This window comes from Paenibacillus herberti (genome assembly GCF_002233675.1).
Lineage (GTDB): Bacteria > Bacillota > Bacilli > Paenibacillales > Paenibacillaceae > Paenibacillus_O > Paenibacillus_O herberti.
Window position 1 is genome coordinate 481,291 of the sequence record NZ_NMUQ01000002.1, and the last position, 18,232, is coordinate 499,522.

An 18,232-nucleotide genomic window follows, 5' to 3' on the forward strand; every position below is an offset into this window, starting at 1 on the left:
TCCTTGCATCGATAAAATATTACTGGAATGATTTATATAATTTGTCATACAACCCAACCCATATAACGGTTTATGTTATACTCAATCTATATATTCTTTAGTAGAAAGCAGGCTATATTCATGACCATTCGAAAAGCAATTATACCTGCGGCTGGTTTAGGAACCCGTTTTTTGCCAGCCACCAAGGCGATGCCAAAAGAAATGCTCCCAATTGTCGACAAACCGACCATTCAGTACATAATTGAAGAGGCTGTTGCTTCGGGTATTGAAGATATTATTATTGTTACAGGTAAAGGGAAACGCGCTATCGAGGATCATTTTGATTTCTCTTTTGAACTGGAGCATCACCTCGCCTCGAAAAACAAATGGGATCTTCTCGAGTCCGTGACCAAGCCCTCCAACATTGCGGATATCCATTATATTCGACAAAAGGAACCTAAAGGACTAGGTCACGCCATTTGGTGCGCCAGAAAGTTCATTGGCAATGAGCCCTTTGCCGTACTGCTCGGTGACGACATCGTCGAGTCTGACACGCCTTGCTTGAAGCAGCTTATTGATGTGTATGATCAGTACGAAGCTTCCGTAGTAGGTGTGCAAGAAGTTCCATGGAGTGAAGTTTCACGATATGGAATAATTGAGCCCGAGCAAGTTTCTTCTCACCTTTTTAAAACGAATGGCTTTATAGAAAAACCAGCCCGTGAAGTAGCACCTTCAAATCTCGCCATCATGGGACGCTATATTTTGACCCCTGAGATATTTGATATATTGGGGAATCAAGAGGCAGGCGTTGGCGGGGAGATTCAATTAACCGATGCTATTTCGTTACTTAATGAAAAACAAACAATATATGCTTGCAACTTTGAAGGAAAGCGTCATGATGTCGGAGAAAAGTTCGGCTTCGTTCAAACGACTATCCATTATGCATTGCAGCATCCCGAGCTGCGTGAGAAGACTCTCAAGTATATAAACAGTCTTGTTAGTGAGAATACAGTCTCTTCGAAGTAACCATAAAGAGCTACCCGATAGTCATTTTGTTGACTATCGGGTAGCTCTTTATTTGGGTTCATTCATAAACGCCTTCAGCGCATCTCTCCACTCGGGAAGATCGTTCAACCCGTTCACACGGATTGCCCCGTGATCCATCACCGAATACCCAGGCCGCGGCGCTGGTCGCGGGAACTCCTCCGTTGTGCATGGATTAACCTGTACTTGTAAGCCAGCCTCTTCAAAGATAGCTTGCGCGAACTCATACCATGTACAAATACCACTATTGGAAGCATGGTAGATCCCGTAGGCTTCCGTCCCGGCAAGCTCCAGTAAAAAGGCCGCAAGGTCCTTCGTATACGTAGGCGATCCATATTGATCATTAACTACGCTCAGACTATCTCGCTCCGCCCCCAGCTTCAGCATCGTTTTCACAAAGTTGGCGCCATGCTGGCCGTACACCCAAGAGGTGCGCACAATAAACCAGCGATCATGCAACGACTGTACAAGTTGCTCTCCTGCTAGCTTGGACTTGCCATAAACGGTCAGTGGGTTCGTCGCGTCGTATTCTTGATAAGGCGTACTCCCCTTACCATCGAATACATAATCCGTGCTGACATAAATCAGCTTAGCCCCAGCTTCACGCGCGGCGATAGCAATGTTTCGGGTCCCTGCTGCATTGACCTGATAGGCTCCATCCGGATCGGACTCCGCCAGGTCTACGGCTGTATAAGCCGCACAGTGAATGATCACATCCGGCTTAGTTGCAGTAGCTGCAGCCCGGCATTGTTCGAGTGAAGTGATGTCCAGTTGTTCACGGGACATTCCGACAATTTCAAGTCCCGAACCCTGCTTCCATAGAGTCAACTCCCGGCCTAATTGTCCGTTAGCCCCAGTGACCAATACCTTCAACTTTTGAATAGAGTTGCCAACGGATGAAGAGCTTATCATCCCTTGCTCCCAGCTTCCTTTAAGCGATCCCCATACTGTGTATCAAAGTACTGCTTGTAGGCTCCACTGGAAACACCCTTCATCCACTCTTCGTTATCCAGATACCAACGGATTGTGGCACGAATGCCGGACTCATAATCATATTTCGGCGTCCATCCCAGCTCATTGCGGATTTTATCGGCATCAATCGCATAACGGCGATCATGTCCAAGACGGTCTTTAACGAATTGAATAAGCGATTCCGGCTTGCCCAGTTCCTCCAAAATCGTTTTGACCACCTGAATATTGTTCCGCTCATTACGTCCGCCAACGTTATAAATCTCGCCGTTCACGCCCTTGTGGATGACCAAATCAATTGCACTACAATGATCTTCGACGTACAGCCAATCGCGCACATTCAGACCGTCGCCATAGACTGGAAGCGGCTTGTCTTGAAGGGCGTTTTGAATCATGAGTGGAATCAGTTTCTCAGGGAACTGATACGGTCCATAGTTGTTGGAGCAACGGGTAATGTTGACCGACAGGCCGAAAGTCTCATGATAAGCACGGACGAGCAGATCCGCACCGGCCTTACTAGCCGAGTAAGGGCTGTTCGCTGAGAGTGGAGTTTGTTCCGTGAACAAACCCGTCTCACCAAGAGTTCCGTATACCTCATCAGTCGAAACTTGAACGAACTTTTTAACATGGAATTGTTTGGACAGCTCTAGCAGGGTCTGAGTACCAAGTACATTTGTTTTCACAAACACATCCGGCTCCAAAATGCTGCGATCAACGTGCGATTCCGCTGCAAAGTTGGCTACAACGTCAATTCCTTCTTGGAACAGAAACTCCAATTCTGCACGATTTGTGATATCCGCTTTAACGAAGCGGTAATTCGGATGGTTTTCAACTGACTTGAGATTCTCCAGATTACCCGCGTACGTCAGGACATCCAGATTTATAATTTCATACTGAGGATAATTTTCCGCCATGTATAAAACAAAATTACTTCCTATAAATCCGGCCCCGCCGGTTACAAGCAGCTTCATCTGGCAACGTTCCTTTCCGTTAGGGCTCAGCCCTCAAAAATAAAATTGAAATCAGCATCCGCCAATGCGGGATGCTTGCCGTCCTTATCCGAGAGAATTGGCTTGCTCACCGGCCAATCGATATTTAAGGCAGGATCATTCCAAGCAATACCGCGGTCATTCTCAGCAGAGTAGAGCTCATCAACTTTATATTGTACTTCGGAATTAGGAACAAGAGTACAGAAGCCATGGGCGAAGCCCTGCGGCACCAGCAACTGGCGATGATTCGCAGCGCTTAGAATAAATCCTTGCCATTGACCAAATGTAGGTGAGCCTTTGCGAATATCTACCACAACATCATACAGAGCACCAGAAGTACAGCGAACCAGCTTAGTTTGAGCCTTGGGATTCGATTGATAATGGAGACCCCGAAGCACACCAGCTTCAATGGATAAGGAGTGATTGTCCTGAATGAACTGGTAAGCAATTCCGTGCTGATGATATCGGCTTTCATTATAACTTTCAACGAAAAAGCCGCGATGATCTCCATGTACTATCGGCTCGATTAGCTTTAAGCCTGCTAGTCTAGTCTCAACAACGTTCACTTCAGCACCTGCCTCTTTTTCCCACTTTTTTCGAGCTAATTGGCTTGTTCTAGGATTTTCTCTACTTCTGAAAAGCTGAGCACACCTTGCAAAAACTTAACCTTGAATGTCCTCACATCTTCAACTTACCAAATTCTTCACCCAGCACCAGATCCTTGGCCAGCTCATTAGCATGGGTCAACGAGGCATGGGTACCGGCGTCTGTCCACCAACCATTTAAAATATCATATGACAACGAATTAGATTTGATATAGGCATTGTTAACATCTGTTATTTCCAATTCACCGCGACCGGAAGGCTTCAAAGTTTTCACGATGTCGAATACGCGGCTGTCATACATATAAATGCCCGTAACAGCATAGCTGCTTTTAGGCTGAGCAGGCTTTTCCTCGATAGATACTATCCGGTCTCCTTCGAGCTCTGGTACGCCGTAACGCTGCGGATCGTGAACTTCTTGAATAAGGATTTTAGCCCCTTCTCCCTGTTTCCGGAAATTCTCTGCATATTCAGCGATAGAATCGGAGAAAACATTGTCGCCAAGAATAACGATCATCTGATCCTTACCAACGAATTGCTCGGCCAATCCAAGTGCCTGCGCAATGCCGCCAGCCTTATCCTGCACTTTATAGGTCAGTGACACACCGAACTCATAACCACTTCCAAGCAGATTGACCACATCACCCATGTACTCCTTGCCCGTCACAATAAGAATGTCCTCAATCCCGGACTCCTTTAGCTTTGCAATCGAATAATAAATCATCGGATATTTTCCAACGGGAAGAAGATGCTTATTAGTTACTTTGGTTAAAGGAAACAGGCGGGAGCCCGTCCCGCCTGCTAGAATGATACCCTTCAGGATGTTCAGTCCTTTCCTTTAGAGATTATTAGATTTTTCTTAATCGTTGAGGATACTCTACTGATTGCTTCTCCTCGACAGCACCAACCACTTCTCTAGTTAAATAGAGAGGACGTCTTTTAGACTCATTATAGATTCGACCGATGTATTCACCTATTATCCCCAGCGTCATTAACTGAACACCACTAAAGAAAAGTATAGCTACCATAAGCGAAGGATAGCCGGGCACAGGGTTTCCATACAAAAACGTACTTATGATCATATATATAGCATATATAAAACTGGCAAAAGATACTGTCACACCAAAATAAGTAAAAAGCTGTAGTGGGGCAAAGGTAAAGGAAGTAATTCCTTCTATTGCAAAATTCCATAATTTCCAAAAGTTAAAACTGCTTTTTCCCGAATGTCTTGGATCTCTTAAATAAGGAATGCTTGTTTGTTTGAATCCAACCCAACTAAACAGACCTTTCATGAATCGATGTTGCTCCTTTAATTGCTTTAAGGCATCCACTACAGGACGAGACATCAACCGAAAATCTCCTGTATCTGCGGGAATATCAATGTTGGTCATCTTCCTAATTGTTCTATAGAAGAGATGTGCCGTTAGTTTCTTCATTCTCGTTTCGCCTTCACGCCTAATACGAGTTGCATAAACAACGTCGTAACCCTCTCTCCATTTGTCAATCATAGTTGGGATGAGTTCAGGAGGATCTTGAAGATCTGCATCGATTGGAATAATTACATCACCCATGCAAAAATCAATACCTGCGGTCATAGCAACTTCTTTTCCAAAATTACGTGATAGATCAATTGCTTTAACTCTAGCATCCCGATCAGCTATCTCTTTTAGCCGTTCCCAAGTATCATCCTTACTTCCATCATTAACACAAACGATCTCATAGTTAAGGTTTAGTTTTCCTAATACTGAGGTCATTCTTTCATAAAAAAAATATATATTTGATCCCTCGTTATACATTGGTGCCACTATAGAAACCATTGGTGAGTCCATTTATATACTCCTTTTCACTGATTCAATTTATTCTCAGTGGATCTCAAGCTCATAATTTGTGCTTTACAAGTGATGATTACCACCATTAAAACTGGCTTCACTTTTTGCAACATCCCCTGTCATAGCTCCAGATAGAACAAAAATAAAATAATTGAAATTTCTTATAATCTCCAAATTTAGCATGAGAGATGTCATATCCTCTTCGTGTAGGGGAGGGGGAAGATGGTTCTGTAGGTAGATTTCGTCTCACCATCTTCTTTTTACAGATTAAATCCATAACAGCGCCCCTAAACGAATCTATTCAAAGCCTTATGTTTAGGAGTTTTAATAATTCAGATTTATCGGATCAAGAATTTGCTGATATCCTTATCCCACACTAAAATATGCACATCCTCGAATTGCAATTCTTTTACGGGCTTTCCAAACGTGTTAATAGCAGTTAATTTATTTACTGATCCCCAATCGGATGAATCGTACATAATAAAATTGGCCGATGAATCATACCATTTTTTTTCAGCTAGAAATATAAATGGTGTTATTTTTTCATCAGACGTTGCTGTCACCTGCCGCACTTTTACTTTTGCATTGCTGTAAACCGTTATCGGACTTGATAGCCAATAAGAGGCATAGCCATTGGTCAATCCCTGATTTTCAAGATAAACTTGTAGTTTATCCATTTTGTTAAGGTCACGTTGTAATGAAAATGGAGAAAACATACTTAATGCGTAAAATCCTATGACCATGGCGACAATTACATTCTTATTGGGATTCCATTCAAATGTATTAAACCATCTACCAACTAATACAGCTCCGAGAAACACAACTGGAATCAAGTATCTAGTAGTGTCCGTACCTAGATTCATGTTACTGAATAGATAGGCGGCAATAGTAACTGCTATAGAGATGACCAGAAGCTGATTCGTGTAGTCATTCTCAGATTTTTTCACCATTTGATATGCGATCCGACCGAATATATAGAAGACCAAAATCATTGCACAAAAATGAAATAATAGAATCATAGTTTGCAACGAGCCAATTGGCCTTCCGAAGAAATTAGCATTGAACAATTCTAGCAGTCCATAAAAAGTAGAGTAAATATTACGTCCTATGTTTTCTATCTCTGTAAACATCGCTTGTCCCGCTCCCGGAACAACAAATCCCCCGGAAACTGCAATCAATTTCAATACAGCCTTAGATACTAATAATGCTACGCACACGATTATAGGTGATATTATCTCTCTCTTCCAGTGCATAGGGGTCACATAAATTCGGTATGCCCCCAGTAGTACAATAGGCACCCCTAGAATCCATAAAGCCAAGGAATCACCGATTAATGTCCAACAGAAGAGTAGTCCGAAATACAAATAATACATATTCTTTTGTTTAGTAAGTTGTAAGAACTTCAAGCAGATTAAGCACAGACCTATTGCGGCAATATGAATAGGACCTGTCAACGAAATAGAAGCGAATAAACCAACTGGAATTCCAATAAAACTAAAGGTTAGCAAAGAGCCTCTGATTCGTTTACCATCATAAACAACCCAAAGGGCTGCTGCAAGCGTTAGGACAAATATGATCGATGGTACAATATAGAGCAATCGATGTGTAGGACCTAATATCATCATCCCAATCACGTAAAACGGTATATCAGTGGTATAAAATGATACTGTGGATAAAGCCCAACCGGAAAGAAATATATTCCCTTCATAGATTGACCTTGCTTCTAGAATGATTGCAGCAAAATCCGAGTTAGCTGGAGTTTGAATTGCATGAAATAAGTAATAGAGAAACATCATAATACTAAATAGAAACAATAGAATCCTTTTGAGCATGTCATGTTCTCCAATCGTTATATATGGATATTTTTATCATTTGCTTGTAGTTACTTGCTACTCCCTGAATCCGTAAATAATATGCTTTCACAAAACTCATAGGTTTCAAGATATAGGCATTATTAACATCCGTTATTTCCAGTTCTCCGCGAAAAGAAGGACTGAGCGTCCTAATGATATCAAACACTTTGCTGTCATACATATAAATGCCTGTTACCGCGAAACTGCTTTTAGGTTTAGTTGGTTTTTCTTCGACAGATTAATCTTGCCGTTCTCCAGTTCAGGAACCCCATACCGCTGTGGATCATAGACCTCTTGAATGAGAATCTTAGCTCCTTCACCTTGCTGTCGGAAGCTATTCGCATATTGTTTAATAGAGTCTGAAAATACATTATCCCCAAATGACAACCATTTGATCGTTACCAACAAATTGCTCGACAAGGCCAAGTGCCTGTGCAATGCCACCACCTTGGTCTTGAACCTTATAAGTAAAATTGACTCCCAACTCATATCTACTCCCGAGGAGACTTACAACATCACCCAGATGTTCTTTTCCTGTTACGATGAGTATGTCTTGGATACCTGCCTGCTTGAGCTTTTAGTTACTTTTGTTAAAGGAAAAAGGCGGGAACCTGTCCCGCCTGCAAGAATAATGCCTTTCATATGAGCACACCTCAATAGCAGCATAATTTTAAAGAACTAATAACTTTTAGAATACGCAATGGTCTTAGTAAGTTTATAAAAATCAACCCCCTGAGTCCATTGATTTCGATTGATATGATCATAGATCGATTTAATGGTTTTTTCTGTCAAATTCGATCGATAATTGTTTCCAATAAAATCTTTATATTCATTCGCTACTTTCTGTATATCTAGATATTGTTCAGAATATTTTCTTGCATTCCTTTCAATATCCTGGATCATCTCAGGATGAGATAACAACAGATTCAACTTTTCAGTAATTGCTTCAACCTCTTTGATAGGCCCTAATTTTTCAGCGCTTTCAATCTTTACACAGCAATCATCAGGAATTTCGTCAAAACTGCCAAGCGCCGATACAATAGAGCACTTCCCCTTGGAAAGGATTCTCATTAAACTGCCCGATGTTTCTCCATTGTAGGGAAAGCGAAGGTTCACGCATATATCAGAAGCTTCAATATATTTTTCGTAATCCTCCGAATTTGTATATCCTGTAATTTTTACTCGTTGTTTAAGAGAACTTTCTTTCAGTAATGCTTTAATCGGCTTTTCTAACTCCTGTGTGAGCTTTCCAACTAGATAGAGATGCACGTTATAATGCTCTTTTGCCAACTGCTGAAACGCTTGAATTAAAGGAATGCTTCTCTTTGTTTCATGTATATGACCGAAAGCTGCAATTATTACTTGGTCTGACTTAATTCCGAGTTTCTCTTTTGCCACTGCCTTATCTCTAATAGGAGTATGAATTACCAAAGACTGAATCTTCTTCACTTGATAGTTAAAATTCTTCTCCAGCAACTGCCTCTTGGCATAATCACTGTGAACAATAATTTTTTTAGCATAGTTTGAAACATATCCATTAAGAGGAAGTTCATAGATCTTCCTAGTACTCCTCCCATGCTTAACATCATCCAGATACATCTTTACAAATGATGAATCGTAATCTTCCATCATCATATCTGCATATAAAGATAATGATTTTTCTTGCGAGCTTATAAAATTAAATAATAAATGAAGATTATAATCGTGAAGAACAAGTATCCCTTTATATCTTTTGATATAGTTTATCATATAAATGTGATATTCACTATTCCCCATTTGATAGATAATCTCATCGAAAGACTCAGATAGCCTCAAAAATTCCTGATGATGTAAAACAGAAATTTGCTTCGATTGATCAAATTCAACAGCTTGATATGTACCATCAATAAACACTGAAATGTCAAAATCAGAGGATAGCTCATTTAATAAATCATAACTATAATCAGATATTCCTGATTGCAATGGTGGAAGAGGAGTAAAAAAGGCAAGCCTCTTTTTCATTGTTGAAGAATTATTAATTGGCTTGGATAAAGTACTACCAATAATTTCAATTGTTTTCCCTGAAACAGCCTGCCACGAAAATCGCTTAACTCTCTCTGAACCATTCTTAATTAATTCTTGCCGATTGGCATTTTCCAGAAGCTCTAAAAGTCCTCGAGTTATATCCATTAAATTAAATGGATCAACAAGAATTGCCGCTCCTTCAGCAATCTCACCTAGACTTGAATTATTGGAAGTAAGTACAGGTGTCTCGCAAGCCATCCCTTCAATAACTGGAAGTCCAAACCCCTCATATTTAGAGGGAAACGCAACTGCTGTCGCAAGATTATACAATTGTATCAAGTGTTGATCCGGGACAAAGTTAGTAAGTATCACTCTTCCTTTTACTTTTTTCTTTTCTGCGAGTTCATAGTACCTTTTTTCAGAAACACTACTGAGCTTACAAGCAATGACAAGCTGATACTGGCTTATTAAATTGGGGGGCAAACAAGAGTATGCCTCAATAAGTCCTCCAATATTTTTACGTTCATCATCTCCACCGGTACACATTATAAAATCAGAAGTGATTCCATAAAGCTGAACAAATTCCTTCCTTGCTTCTTCAAGCTCCTGCTGGGGAAGAACTTTATACCTTTCATCAACTCCAGCATAAATAACATCAATCTTGTCTGGATTAACATTAAAGTGACCCACAAGATCATCTTTTGCACTTTGTGATATCGACAAAATTCTATCATATTTAGTTAATTCTTCGATACATTTCATGTATTCGTTTTTTGAGGATTGATCAACAAGATACCGTTCTCGAAATAAATAAGGGATAATATCGTATAAAGTTACAATAGATGTAATTCCCTCGAACCAACTTTGCTCATAGAACATGGCTCCATCAAATGGAGAAGTAACATAAAACACATCTATCTTATAATCATGAATTATCTTCCTTGTAATATCCTTGAGAACTCCCTTAAAGTTTTCTTCACTTCTGATCTGAGCAATTCCCGTTGTATAAAAATATAGCTCTTTTACATTATCGGAATAATCAAGCAACTTCTTCAAACTAATATCTTCATAAAAATTAATCAAGTAATAATTATTCTTTTTATCTAATTCAAACATTTTTTTTAATTGACTAGTTGTATAGTTTCCAATTCCTCTATTTTTTGAACCTTCCCCCAAAATTGCGAGAACATCAATTGCGATATTCATTTGAAATCATATTCCTTTCCATCAAAAATCTACGATCAATGAAAATTGAGTTTATTCCTGTAAATGCATATTCATCGTAATCAATAGTTTTCATCATTGTTACAATTGAATGATTTTTGGAGTTATACGATAATTTAATGTCATATTTAACCATTTCAATAACGATTATAAGCGGTCTCAGTTCTCCAAATTCAATCGATTCAATAACTTCTAAATCCTTGCCTTCTATATCAATAGATAGAACAGTTGGAGCATTATGAAGATATTTTTGGACAATATCCATATATGATATAGTTTCGATCTCTTTTGTCTCTATTATATTTAAATAGGGATTTATTTCACAGAATTCTTTTGCAGCCTCATAATCCATCGTGCTTACACCGTCACCATTAAGCACATAAAAAGGTATTTTATTCCCTGACACTTTATCAACACAGAAGTTCAATATTGTGTCACGATTTCTATAAAATTTTAATTCAGGTATTAAATTAGAATTAGCTTCGACCAAAATCCCCTTAGCTCCTTTTTGATAAAGGGCATAGGTATTGCTTAACTCCTTCGCATGATTAGCACCAAGATCAATATATGTAACATTATTCCATTCAATTCCTAAAAAACTAATAATATAATGAATGATACTGTCTTCTCCTGCTTGAGAGTAAGTCTCATTAATATAAGGAGATCCTTCAATTAAATTAAGTACTTCTAGTTTATCAATCATCTTCATTTTAGCATCTAATTCTTGAATCTTTTCTCGATAAAGCTCTTGTTGGCGGTTAAGTTCTAACGTCTCGTTCTCTTGACGAGAAATACGTTCATTTACAATCTCCATCTGAACATGTAATTTATTTCTATAGTCGTGGAGTTGCTCGTTTGTTTTCTGCATGTCAGCAGGTAAACCTTCTACATCATTAAATTTCGCAGTATGTTGGTATAGAGCTTCAGTCAGTCTACCAATAGCTGGAGTTACTGCATTATTAAACTCGGTTTGCTGGAATGCAATGGGTTCAATATACCACTTCAACAATTTACGCATTATTTTTTTCACAAGAGTAATTGGTTTGCCGAGTATTTTTCGATGAGATTGTAAATGCCTATAGGCAAAGTTTTGTCGAGTATATTGCATCTGATTTATATGATTAGAAATTTCATGGAAATATGCTTGTGAATCGTATTGGCTAAGCACTTGCGGCGACACAGGAATCTCTCTATTCAGCATTTGAAATTTATTCAAGATAACTTCATGCTCCACACTATCAAACTTCATTATTTAGCTCCTTCATTTTTTATAGTCCAACTGTGTTGGATTGAAAATGAACCAATTGATTTATCCGTTGATACAACGGTAAAGTCCATATAGTATTTATAAAAATCCAGGGCTCTATGTGTTTCATCGACGACTGCGACATTTAATTTATATAGACCAGACAATAGATTCAAGCTTGGTACATGAAATTGAAGAGTTCCATTTCGTTCTAAATCTTCTAATTTGATTTTATCAATCTCCGTATTGTTTCCATAAATCAGAGACAAATCTGAATTATAAAACCCTATCCCAAAAATGTATTCTTTTTGAGGTTTATCGATGGCATAGTCTATTTCAATTATCATGTTCTCCTGCGCGATAACTGCATTTGTTTTTGTTCCATTTTTATTTAATATTCGCACATCGGTAATCAACACTTCCTTGGAACCCCAATTATTCCCATCACCACTATGAACAGCTGCTTCATGAAAAGATGTAACTCCCTCCTTTTCACTATCGATGAGAGTCTCATATTCAATCTGTTTTTGCTCTACAAATTTCCCGTTCATATGCTGTTTGTAGGAATTTAATACCTGATCTGCTTTTCCTTCTTCAACTATTTTACCAGCATTCATCCATATAACCCGATCAGATATTTTTTCCACTGTGCCCAGATCATGAGTAACAATGACAATTGTCGCTCCGTTTTTCTTGAATTTATCTATCTTTTCAAAACATTTTTTTTGAAAATTCTCATCGCCGACTGAAAGTATTTCATCAATAATAAGAATCTCTGGATCAACATTTATAGCAACAGAAAACGCCAGCCTCATATACATTCCAGAAGAATATGTCCGGACTGGATTATCAATAAAATGCCCTAATTCGGAAAATGCAATAATTTCATCTAGTTTGTTGTCTATTTCTTTTTTTGAAAGTCCAAATATTGACGCGTTTGTATAAATATTCTCCCGACCTGTAAAATCGGGATGAAACCCAGCGCCCAACTCAATTAAACTTGAAATCCGTCCAGACACTTTGATCGCACCATCATCTGGATAGAGAATTTTCGTAATCAGTTTAAGCAAAGTACTTTTTCCACAACCATTATGTCCTATCAGTGAAATAGTCTCTCCCTTGTAAATAGAAAGACTAATCTTATCTACAGCTTTAAAATCCTCGTAATCATTACTTCGAAGTCTCAGCAATTTCTCTTTCATTGTAAGCGGTTTATCTTTGTATATTTTAAACTTTTTACTAACATTATCAATAGAGATCACTGTTTCACTTTTCATTTTAGAGATCCTCCGCAAAGGTCTTTTCATTCTTTTCAAAGACAACGAAGCCAATAACAACAGTCATTATTGCTACAATCATAGAATACAACAATTCATTCCAGTTAGGAGCATTCCCATAGAGTAAAACATCTCGAAATCCATTAATAATTGGAACCATCGGGTTATAGCCGATTATCTCCGCCACAGATTCGGGGAAAATACTAATCGCGAACACAATCGGTGTCAAATAAAACCAAATCATAGTCAGAATATTCATAACATGCTCTAAATCTCTAAAACGAACATACAAAGCGGAAAGAATCAAGGCAAGGCCCAATGCAAAAACAAATTCAATAAACAGAATTACAGGAAGCCAAAGAACATTAAATGTTAAAGAAACTCCTGTAAACAATAAAGCCGGAAAAACTATTATTAACCCATAAATATAGTTCACTAAATTCGTACACACCACGGAGAGAGGAAGGATAACTCTGGGAAAATAAATCTTTTTCACAAGGTTTGCATTCGCTACCACACTAGTAGTCGCTCCCTGTAAAGAAGTAGTAAAAAAAATCCATGGCAATAAAGCAACAAATAAAAACATGGGATAGTTCTCTTGGTTATTACGGAGCAAGAAAGGAAAAACAATGGAGTATATAGTGAGTTGTAACACTGGATTCACGAATGTCCACAAAAAACCTAAGAAAGATCCCTTATATCTAGATCTCAAATCTTTGCGAACAATGCTCACTAACATTTGCCGATAATCAAAAATCTCACGAATTCTTTCCACTAGCATCCCCTTCATTCCCTAATACGCTCTCGCCAATGCTTCAAAATATCAGTCAAACTTTTTTCAAGAGAATATTGCGGCCTCCAACTTGTAGCTTCAAATATTTTTTTATTGTCTCCAATGTAAAGAGGAATATCGACAGGTCTGATCAATTCCGCGGCTGTTTCAATATTAATTTTCACAGAAGCCTCAGCAACAAAGAAATCAAGGATCTCCTGAATAGAAGTGGCTTCTCCCAAACAGACATTGTAAACTTCTCCACCCTGACCATGCATAATAAGCTCTAAATATGCTTTAACAATATCACGTACGTCCAGGAAATCGCGTTTTGATACTAGATTTCCTACACGGAAAGTTTGATCCATCTTGCCCGCTTCCATTGCAGCAACTTGGTAGGCAAAATCTGATGTTACAAATCCTCTTTTTTGTCCAGGACCTATATGATTAAACGGCCGTACATGAATTACATTTAAACCATAGGCTTTATGATATTGCTTAACTAACATGCTGATTGCAGCTTTCGATATGCCGTATGGATTTTGTGGATTCAAAGCTGTCTCTTCATTAATCGGAAGCAATTCCGGCTTTACAAAGCCATACTCTTCTGATGACCCTATAGTCAACAATCTAACTGTATTTGCTACGTCGCTTTTTCTTATCGCCTCAAGAAGATTCAGAGCATTCATCATGTTAATGTCAAATGTTTGCCGTTTATCTTCCCAAGAAAGGCGAACATTACTCTGCCCTGCTAAATGAAAGATATAGTGCGGTTTGATTTCATTAATACACTTTAAAATGTCATCCTCATTTTGAAAATCCACTTGAACCAACTTCAACGAATTATTGTTCACTAAAGGAGAAAGGGGGGCCGTTCTGACCGCCCCCCAAATTTTCCAATCCATTCTTACTAAAAGCTCATCAAGTAGGTAGCTCCCAACAAACCCCGTTATCCCTGTTATCAGAGCTTTCATTTAATCCCATCCTTTATTTGCTCAACTTGGCAAGGTCGCTATCAACCATCATCGTCACCAGCTGCTCGAATCCAACTTCAAGCTCCCAGCCTAAGTTTTGCTTTGCTTTTGTACAATCGCCGAGGAGAAGATCAACTTCTGCAGGACGAACAAATTTCTCATCAATGACAACATAATCACGCCAGTTGAGATCCAGACGACCAAAAGCAATCTCGACTAGTTCTTGAACAGTATGCATTTCACCCGTAGAAATAACGTAGTCATCTGGAGTATCTTGTTGCAGCATTAACCACATAGCTTTAACGTAATCGCCTGCAAATCCCCAGTCGCGCTTGGCATCAAGGTTGCCCATGCGAAGTTCCTTTTGAAGTCCCAGCTTAATTCTAGCAGCTGCATCTGTAACTTTACGGGTTACAAACTCGACGCCACGACGAGGCGATTCATGATTAAACAAAATACCAGAGCAAGCAAACATATCATAGCTCTCGCGATAGTTAACTGTGATCCAATGACCATAGACCTTAGCTACACCGTATGGGCTGCGGGGATAGAACGGTGTGGTCTCTATTTGCGGCGTCTCAACGACTTTACCGAACATCTCACTGCTGGACGCTTGATAAAAACGAGCCTCTGGCTTAACCAGGCGAACAGCTTCAAGCATATTAGTCACACCAATACCTGTGGATTGGCCAGTCAGGACGGGCTGGATCCAAGATGTACCTACAAAGGACTGTGCGGCGAGATTATAGACTTCATCTGGATCGGAGATTCGCATAGCGTTAATCAATGAGCCTTGATCGAGAAGATCACCATCGATAAACTCAATTTCATTTTTGATATGTTCAATGTTTTCCATAATCGGTGTACTTGTGCGGCGGCGAAGTGCAAATACCTTATACCCTTTCTCCAAAAGAAGCTCAGCGAGGTAAGATCCATCTTGTCCTGTAATTCCTGTTACAAATGCGCTTTTTGTCATGTTTATAATCTCCTTTAAAGGTACTCTACTCTTTTTTGTTCTCTCAAAGCTTTAAGCAATGATTTAATTTCTTGAGCTTTGTCTTTAGTGCAAATCAAAGTCACATCTTCCGTATCCACTACAATTAAATCCTCGATGCCAAGCGTCGCTATGAGCTTGCCGTCACTCTCGATGATACAATTTTTTGTAGCTATATTTAAGATGTTTCCTTTAATTACATTACCGTTGTTATCCTTGTCATTAATACGGTCCAATGCTGTCCAGGAACCAACATCATCCCATCCCAGTGAAACGGGAATGACAAAAATATTCTCAGCCTTTTCCATGATCCCGTAATCGACCGATTGATCAGGCATCTTCACGAACTCACTTCGAATAGCTTTGCTTCTCTCAACAGGCTCTTTAATTGCCATGATAGTTTGAAGAATATCATCCATTTCCGGCATAAGAGTTTTAATGTAGCTCTGGAAAGTGGAATTCTTCCAGACAAACATTCCGCTGTTCCATAAGTAGTTCCCTGATTCCACATAGTTTTGCGCTGTAGTATAATCCGGTTTTTCAACGAACTTGTTCACTTTATGTACTTCAAAACTGTTTACAACTCGGGTATTATTCGTGCATTCAATATATCCATATCCTGTTTCAGGATAAGAAGGCTTTATCCCCAGCGTTACCAGGTTGCTGTTCTCCTGTGCAACATCAACAGCCGTCTGCAGGATTTTGATAAACCCATCCGCATCTTCAATAATATGATCGGATGGCATGACAATCATTGTGCTATCCGGAAATCTTTCTTCTATTAGCACAGATGCCAGCCCTACACAAGGAGCCGTGTTGCGGCCAACAGGTTCAATAATGATATTCGATTTGGGTAGATGTGGAATCTGTACATGAATCAACTCGGCATAAAGTTCATTGGTAACCACAAAAACCTGTTCGATCGGCAACCATTTCTCTAGACGTTCAATCGATTGTTGGATCATCGACTTATTGCCGGATATATTCAGGAATTGCTTAGGCAGATTGGTCCGGCTTTTTGGCCAGAAACGCTCGCCTTTGCCGCCGGCCATTATTACGCATGTAATCGTCATTTCAAGCCTCCAGAATTCCATAGCTGAATGTAGCTAAGGCGTTGTTTGATTTTCTTACTAACAGCATGAGGAGAAAATTCCTCACGAATAGTTCTTTGCCCATTGGACGCAATCTTCTCCCGAAACGTTGCATCTTGGAATATTTTATCCATAAGGACAGCCGCTGTCCCCACATTCGGGTCGGCCCACAGCTGTCCTTTTTTATAAGGACCATAATCCTCATCAAGTGGGACTAGCTGATAATCGACCAAGCAGGAATTGTAAGCATTCATAAAATCAAGATTCGATGACCAACCAGTGCCAATAACCGGTTTCCCGAAATACATAGCCTCCGCGAGTCCTAGCCCGAAGCCTTCGCTTCTGTGCAGGGATATAAAGCTATCAACCGTATTGATAAGTGCATTCGTATCGCTTCTGGACAAAGTCTTCTTAATAAAGTAAATATTTTTGTAACCAGCAGCAATCTCATCTAGAATCTTAGTATCCCGATCTCCATCATGCAGCCCATTAACTTTAACTACTAGTCCAACTGAACCATCTTCAGGATGAAAAGCTTTTTGAAAAGCTTTGATAGCGCCCATCGGGTTTTTGCGCTCCTGATAGCTCTTTAAATCGTACATGCACAAAAATAAAAAAGGATCTTGAGGCAATCCAAAATAGTCTCTGGATCTCTCCACTTCAATCCTCGCCTCAATGGAATGTGGTATTTTTATGACAGGCACCGGACTTTTAGCAGCGATGGAATCTACAACGAACGTCGATGGAGCCCATATTTCATCCACAAATTCAATATTTTCGAGCCATTCATCAGGGAAATCAGGTAATTCCCAATGCCAAAATCCGATATTGTATCGATTCTTGAAAATGCTGTCGCCATAAAAAGCATATGCTTCCATCATTTGTTCGGCATTGAGATGGAAAATATTAAATGCGTAAGCAGCCTCTGTAACCTCTTTACTTTCCCAAGATAGATCCGTCATCCTTGCATGATTGGTTCCGGTATAGTTGAGAATTCCAAAAGGAATATTCCCAGCGTTTAGGGATTTAGCTGCAATTCGACAAGATTCCCCTATACCCATTTCTGCTCTGGCATATCCAATGAGATTAACTCCGAAATCACCATTATATAGTTTTTTCTCTTGGGAATCGTTTTTTTGTAATGGATAGGCCCTTTTAAGCAAAATCTTTTTGAATCTCTGCCTTTGTTCCGGGGAGAGAAGCGGTTTGATTATAGATTTCAGGGCAAGTGCTATCTTAAATATTCCTTTAAATACATTTTTTTTAATAATCAACACCGCCAACTATATAAAATAAGATTGTCAAACTAGTTGCAAAGAAATCTTTGATCTTTATCTATCAACTAAGTAAAATTAAAGTAGCTATCAAGCCACTAAAAAGGAGTT

At 39.3% G+C, this 18,232-nt stretch carries 15 protein-coding genes and 1 pseudogene; 1 reads left to right on the plus strand and 15 read right to left on the minus strand.

What is annotated here, in order from left to right; translation table 11 throughout:
- Nucleotides 1-120 precede the first annotated feature (120 nt).
- The gene (galU, locus tag CGZ75_RS14675; protein WP_089525031.1) at nucleotides 121-1,005 is read left to right on the plus strand and encodes a UTP--glucose-1-phosphate uridylyltransferase GalU; all 885 of its coding nucleotides are present in this window, start codon (nucleotides 121-123) and stop codon (nucleotides 1,003-1,005) included.
- A gap of 48 nt (nucleotides 1,006-1,053) precedes the next feature.
- Here galU and rfbD read toward each other — a convergent pair whose 3' ends face one another.
- The 15 genes and pseudogenes from rfbD to CGZ75_RS14750 form a co-directional block, all read right to left on the minus strand.
- On the minus strand, nucleotides 1,054-1,896 hold the full coding sequence (gene rfbD, locus CGZ75_RS14680; RefSeq protein ID WP_089525902.1) for a dTDP-4-dehydrorhamnose reductase: 843 nt from the start codon (nucleotides 1,894-1,896) through the stop codon (nucleotides 1,054-1,056).
- 35 nt (nucleotides 1,897-1,931) lie between these two features.
- The gene (gene rfbB, locus CGZ75_RS14685; protein ID WP_089525032.1) at nucleotides 1,932-2,963 is read right to left on the minus strand and encodes a dTDP-glucose 4,6-dehydratase; all 1,032 of its coding nucleotides are present in this window, start codon (nucleotides 2,961-2,963) and stop codon (nucleotides 1,932-1,934) included.
- 26 nt (nucleotides 2,964-2,989) lie between these two features.
- Complete coding sequence (gene rfbC / locus CGZ75_RS14690; RefSeq protein ID WP_089525033.1) at nucleotides 2,990-3,547, minus strand: dTDP-4-dehydrorhamnose 3,5-epimerase; 558 nt, start codon at nucleotides 3,545-3,547, stop codon at nucleotides 2,990-2,992.
- Between the two features lie 112 nt (nucleotides 3,548-3,659).
- The gene (locus CGZ75_RS14695) at nucleotides 3,660-4,403 is read right to left on the minus strand and encodes a sugar phosphate nucleotidyltransferase (protein WP_089525034.1); all 744 of its coding nucleotides are present in this window, start codon (nucleotides 4,401-4,403) and stop codon (nucleotides 3,660-3,662) included.
- 28 nt (nucleotides 4,404-4,431) lie between these two features.
- Nucleotides 4,432-5,412: a glycosyltransferase family 2 protein gene (locus tag CGZ75_RS14700; protein ID WP_089525035.1), complete on the minus strand. Its 981-nt coding sequence runs from the start codon at nucleotides 5,410-5,412 to the stop codon at nucleotides 4,432-4,434.
- A gap of 338 nt (nucleotides 5,413-5,750) precedes the next feature.
- Entirely contained in the window at nucleotides 5,751-7,244 is a 1,494-nt protein-coding gene (locus CGZ75_RS14705; protein ID WP_089525036.1) for a hypothetical protein, read from the minus strand.
- Between the two features lie 109 nt (nucleotides 7,245-7,353).
- Nucleotides 7,354-7,907: pseudogene (locus tag CGZ75_RS14710) on the minus strand (sugar phosphate nucleotidyltransferase); the annotation flags it as partial.
- Nucleotides 7,908-7,943: 36 nt separating this feature from the next.
- Entirely contained in the window at nucleotides 7,944-10,475 is a 2,532-nt protein-coding gene (locus CGZ75_RS14715; protein WP_089525037.1) for a glycosyltransferase, read from the minus strand.
- Entirely contained in the window at nucleotides 10,459-11,742 is a 1,284-nt protein-coding gene (locus tag CGZ75_RS14720) for an FkbM family methyltransferase (protein WP_089525038.1), read from the minus strand. Before CGZ75_RS14720 ends, CGZ75_RS14715 begins: the two co-directional genes overlap by 17 nt.
- Nucleotides 11,742-13,016 (minus strand): ABC transporter ATP-binding protein, encoded by a 1,275-nt coding sequence (locus CGZ75_RS14725; protein WP_089525039.1) that lies wholly within the window; start codon nucleotides 13,014-13,016, stop codon nucleotides 11,742-11,744. Before CGZ75_RS14725 ends, CGZ75_RS14720 begins: the two co-directional genes overlap by 1 nt.
- Before the next feature lies 1 nt (nucleotide 13,017).
- A complete protein-coding gene (locus CGZ75_RS14730; RefSeq protein ID WP_176444849.1) occupies nucleotides 13,018-13,791 on the minus strand; it encodes an ABC transporter permease in 774 nt (257 codons plus the stop codon).
- A gap of 11 nt (nucleotides 13,792-13,802) precedes the next feature.
- Entirely contained in the window at nucleotides 13,803-14,762 is a 960-nt protein-coding gene (locus CGZ75_RS14735; protein ID WP_089525041.1) for a GDP-mannose 4,6-dehydratase, read from the minus strand.
- Between the two features lie 13 nt (nucleotides 14,763-14,775).
- Nucleotides 14,776-15,738: a GDP-mannose 4,6-dehydratase gene (gmd, locus tag CGZ75_RS14740; protein ID WP_089525042.1), complete on the minus strand. Its 963-nt coding sequence runs from the start codon at nucleotides 15,736-15,738 to the stop codon at nucleotides 14,776-14,778.
- A 14-nt stretch (nucleotides 15,739-15,752) separates the two neighbouring features.
- The gene (locus tag CGZ75_RS14745) at nucleotides 15,753-16,829 is read right to left on the minus strand and encodes a mannose-1-phosphate guanylyltransferase (protein WP_089525043.1); all 1,077 of its coding nucleotides are present in this window, start codon (nucleotides 16,827-16,829) and stop codon (nucleotides 15,753-15,755) included.
- Nucleotides 16,826-18,124, minus strand: a complete 1,299-nt coding sequence (locus CGZ75_RS14750) for a glycosyltransferase (protein ID WP_089525044.1) — start codon at nucleotides 18,122-18,124, stop codon at nucleotides 16,826-16,828. The genes CGZ75_RS14745 and CGZ75_RS14750 overlap by 4 nt, the downstream gene beginning before the upstream one ends.
- Nucleotides 18,125-18,232: the final 108 nt, after the last annotated feature.

Excerpts from the sequence above, each read along its gene's own strand:
- galU (WP_089525031.1), top strand. The coding sequence starts at position 121 with ATGACCATTCGAAAAGCAATTATACCTGCGGCTGGTTTAGGAACCCGT.
- rfbB (WP_089525032.1), bottom strand. The coding sequence starts at position 2,963 with ATGAAGCTGCTTGTAACCGGCGGGGCCGGATTTATAGGAAGTAATTTT.
- CGZ75_RS14700 (WP_089525035.1), bottom strand. The coding sequence starts at position 5,412 with ATGGACTCACCAATGGTTTCTATAGTGGCACCAATGTATAACGAGGGA.
- CGZ75_RS14705 (WP_089525036.1), bottom strand. The coding sequence starts at position 7,244 with ATGCTCAAAAGGATTCTATTGTTTCTATTTAGTATTATGATGTTTCTC.
- CGZ75_RS14715 (WP_089525037.1), bottom strand. The coding sequence starts at position 10,475 with ATGAATATCGCAATTGATGTTCTCGCAATTTTGGGGGAAGGTTCAAAA.
- CGZ75_RS14720 (WP_089525038.1), bottom strand. The coding sequence starts at position 11,742 with ATGAAGTTTGATAGTGTGGAGCATGAAGTTATCTTGAATAAATTTCAA.
- CGZ75_RS14725 (WP_089525039.1), bottom strand. The coding sequence starts at position 13,016 with ATGAAAAGTGAAACAGTGATCTCTATTGATAATGTTAGTAAAAAGTTT.
- CGZ75_RS14735 (WP_089525041.1), bottom strand. The coding sequence starts at position 14,762 with ATGAAAGCTCTGATAACAGGGATAACGGGGTTTGTTGGGAGCTACCTA.
- gmd (WP_089525042.1), bottom strand. The coding sequence starts at position 15,738 with ATGACAAAAAGCGCATTTGTAACAGGAATTACAGGACAAGATGGATCT.
- CGZ75_RS14745 (WP_089525043.1), bottom strand. The coding sequence starts at position 16,829 with ATGACGATTACATGCGTAATAATGGCCGGCGGCAAAGGCGAGCGTTTC.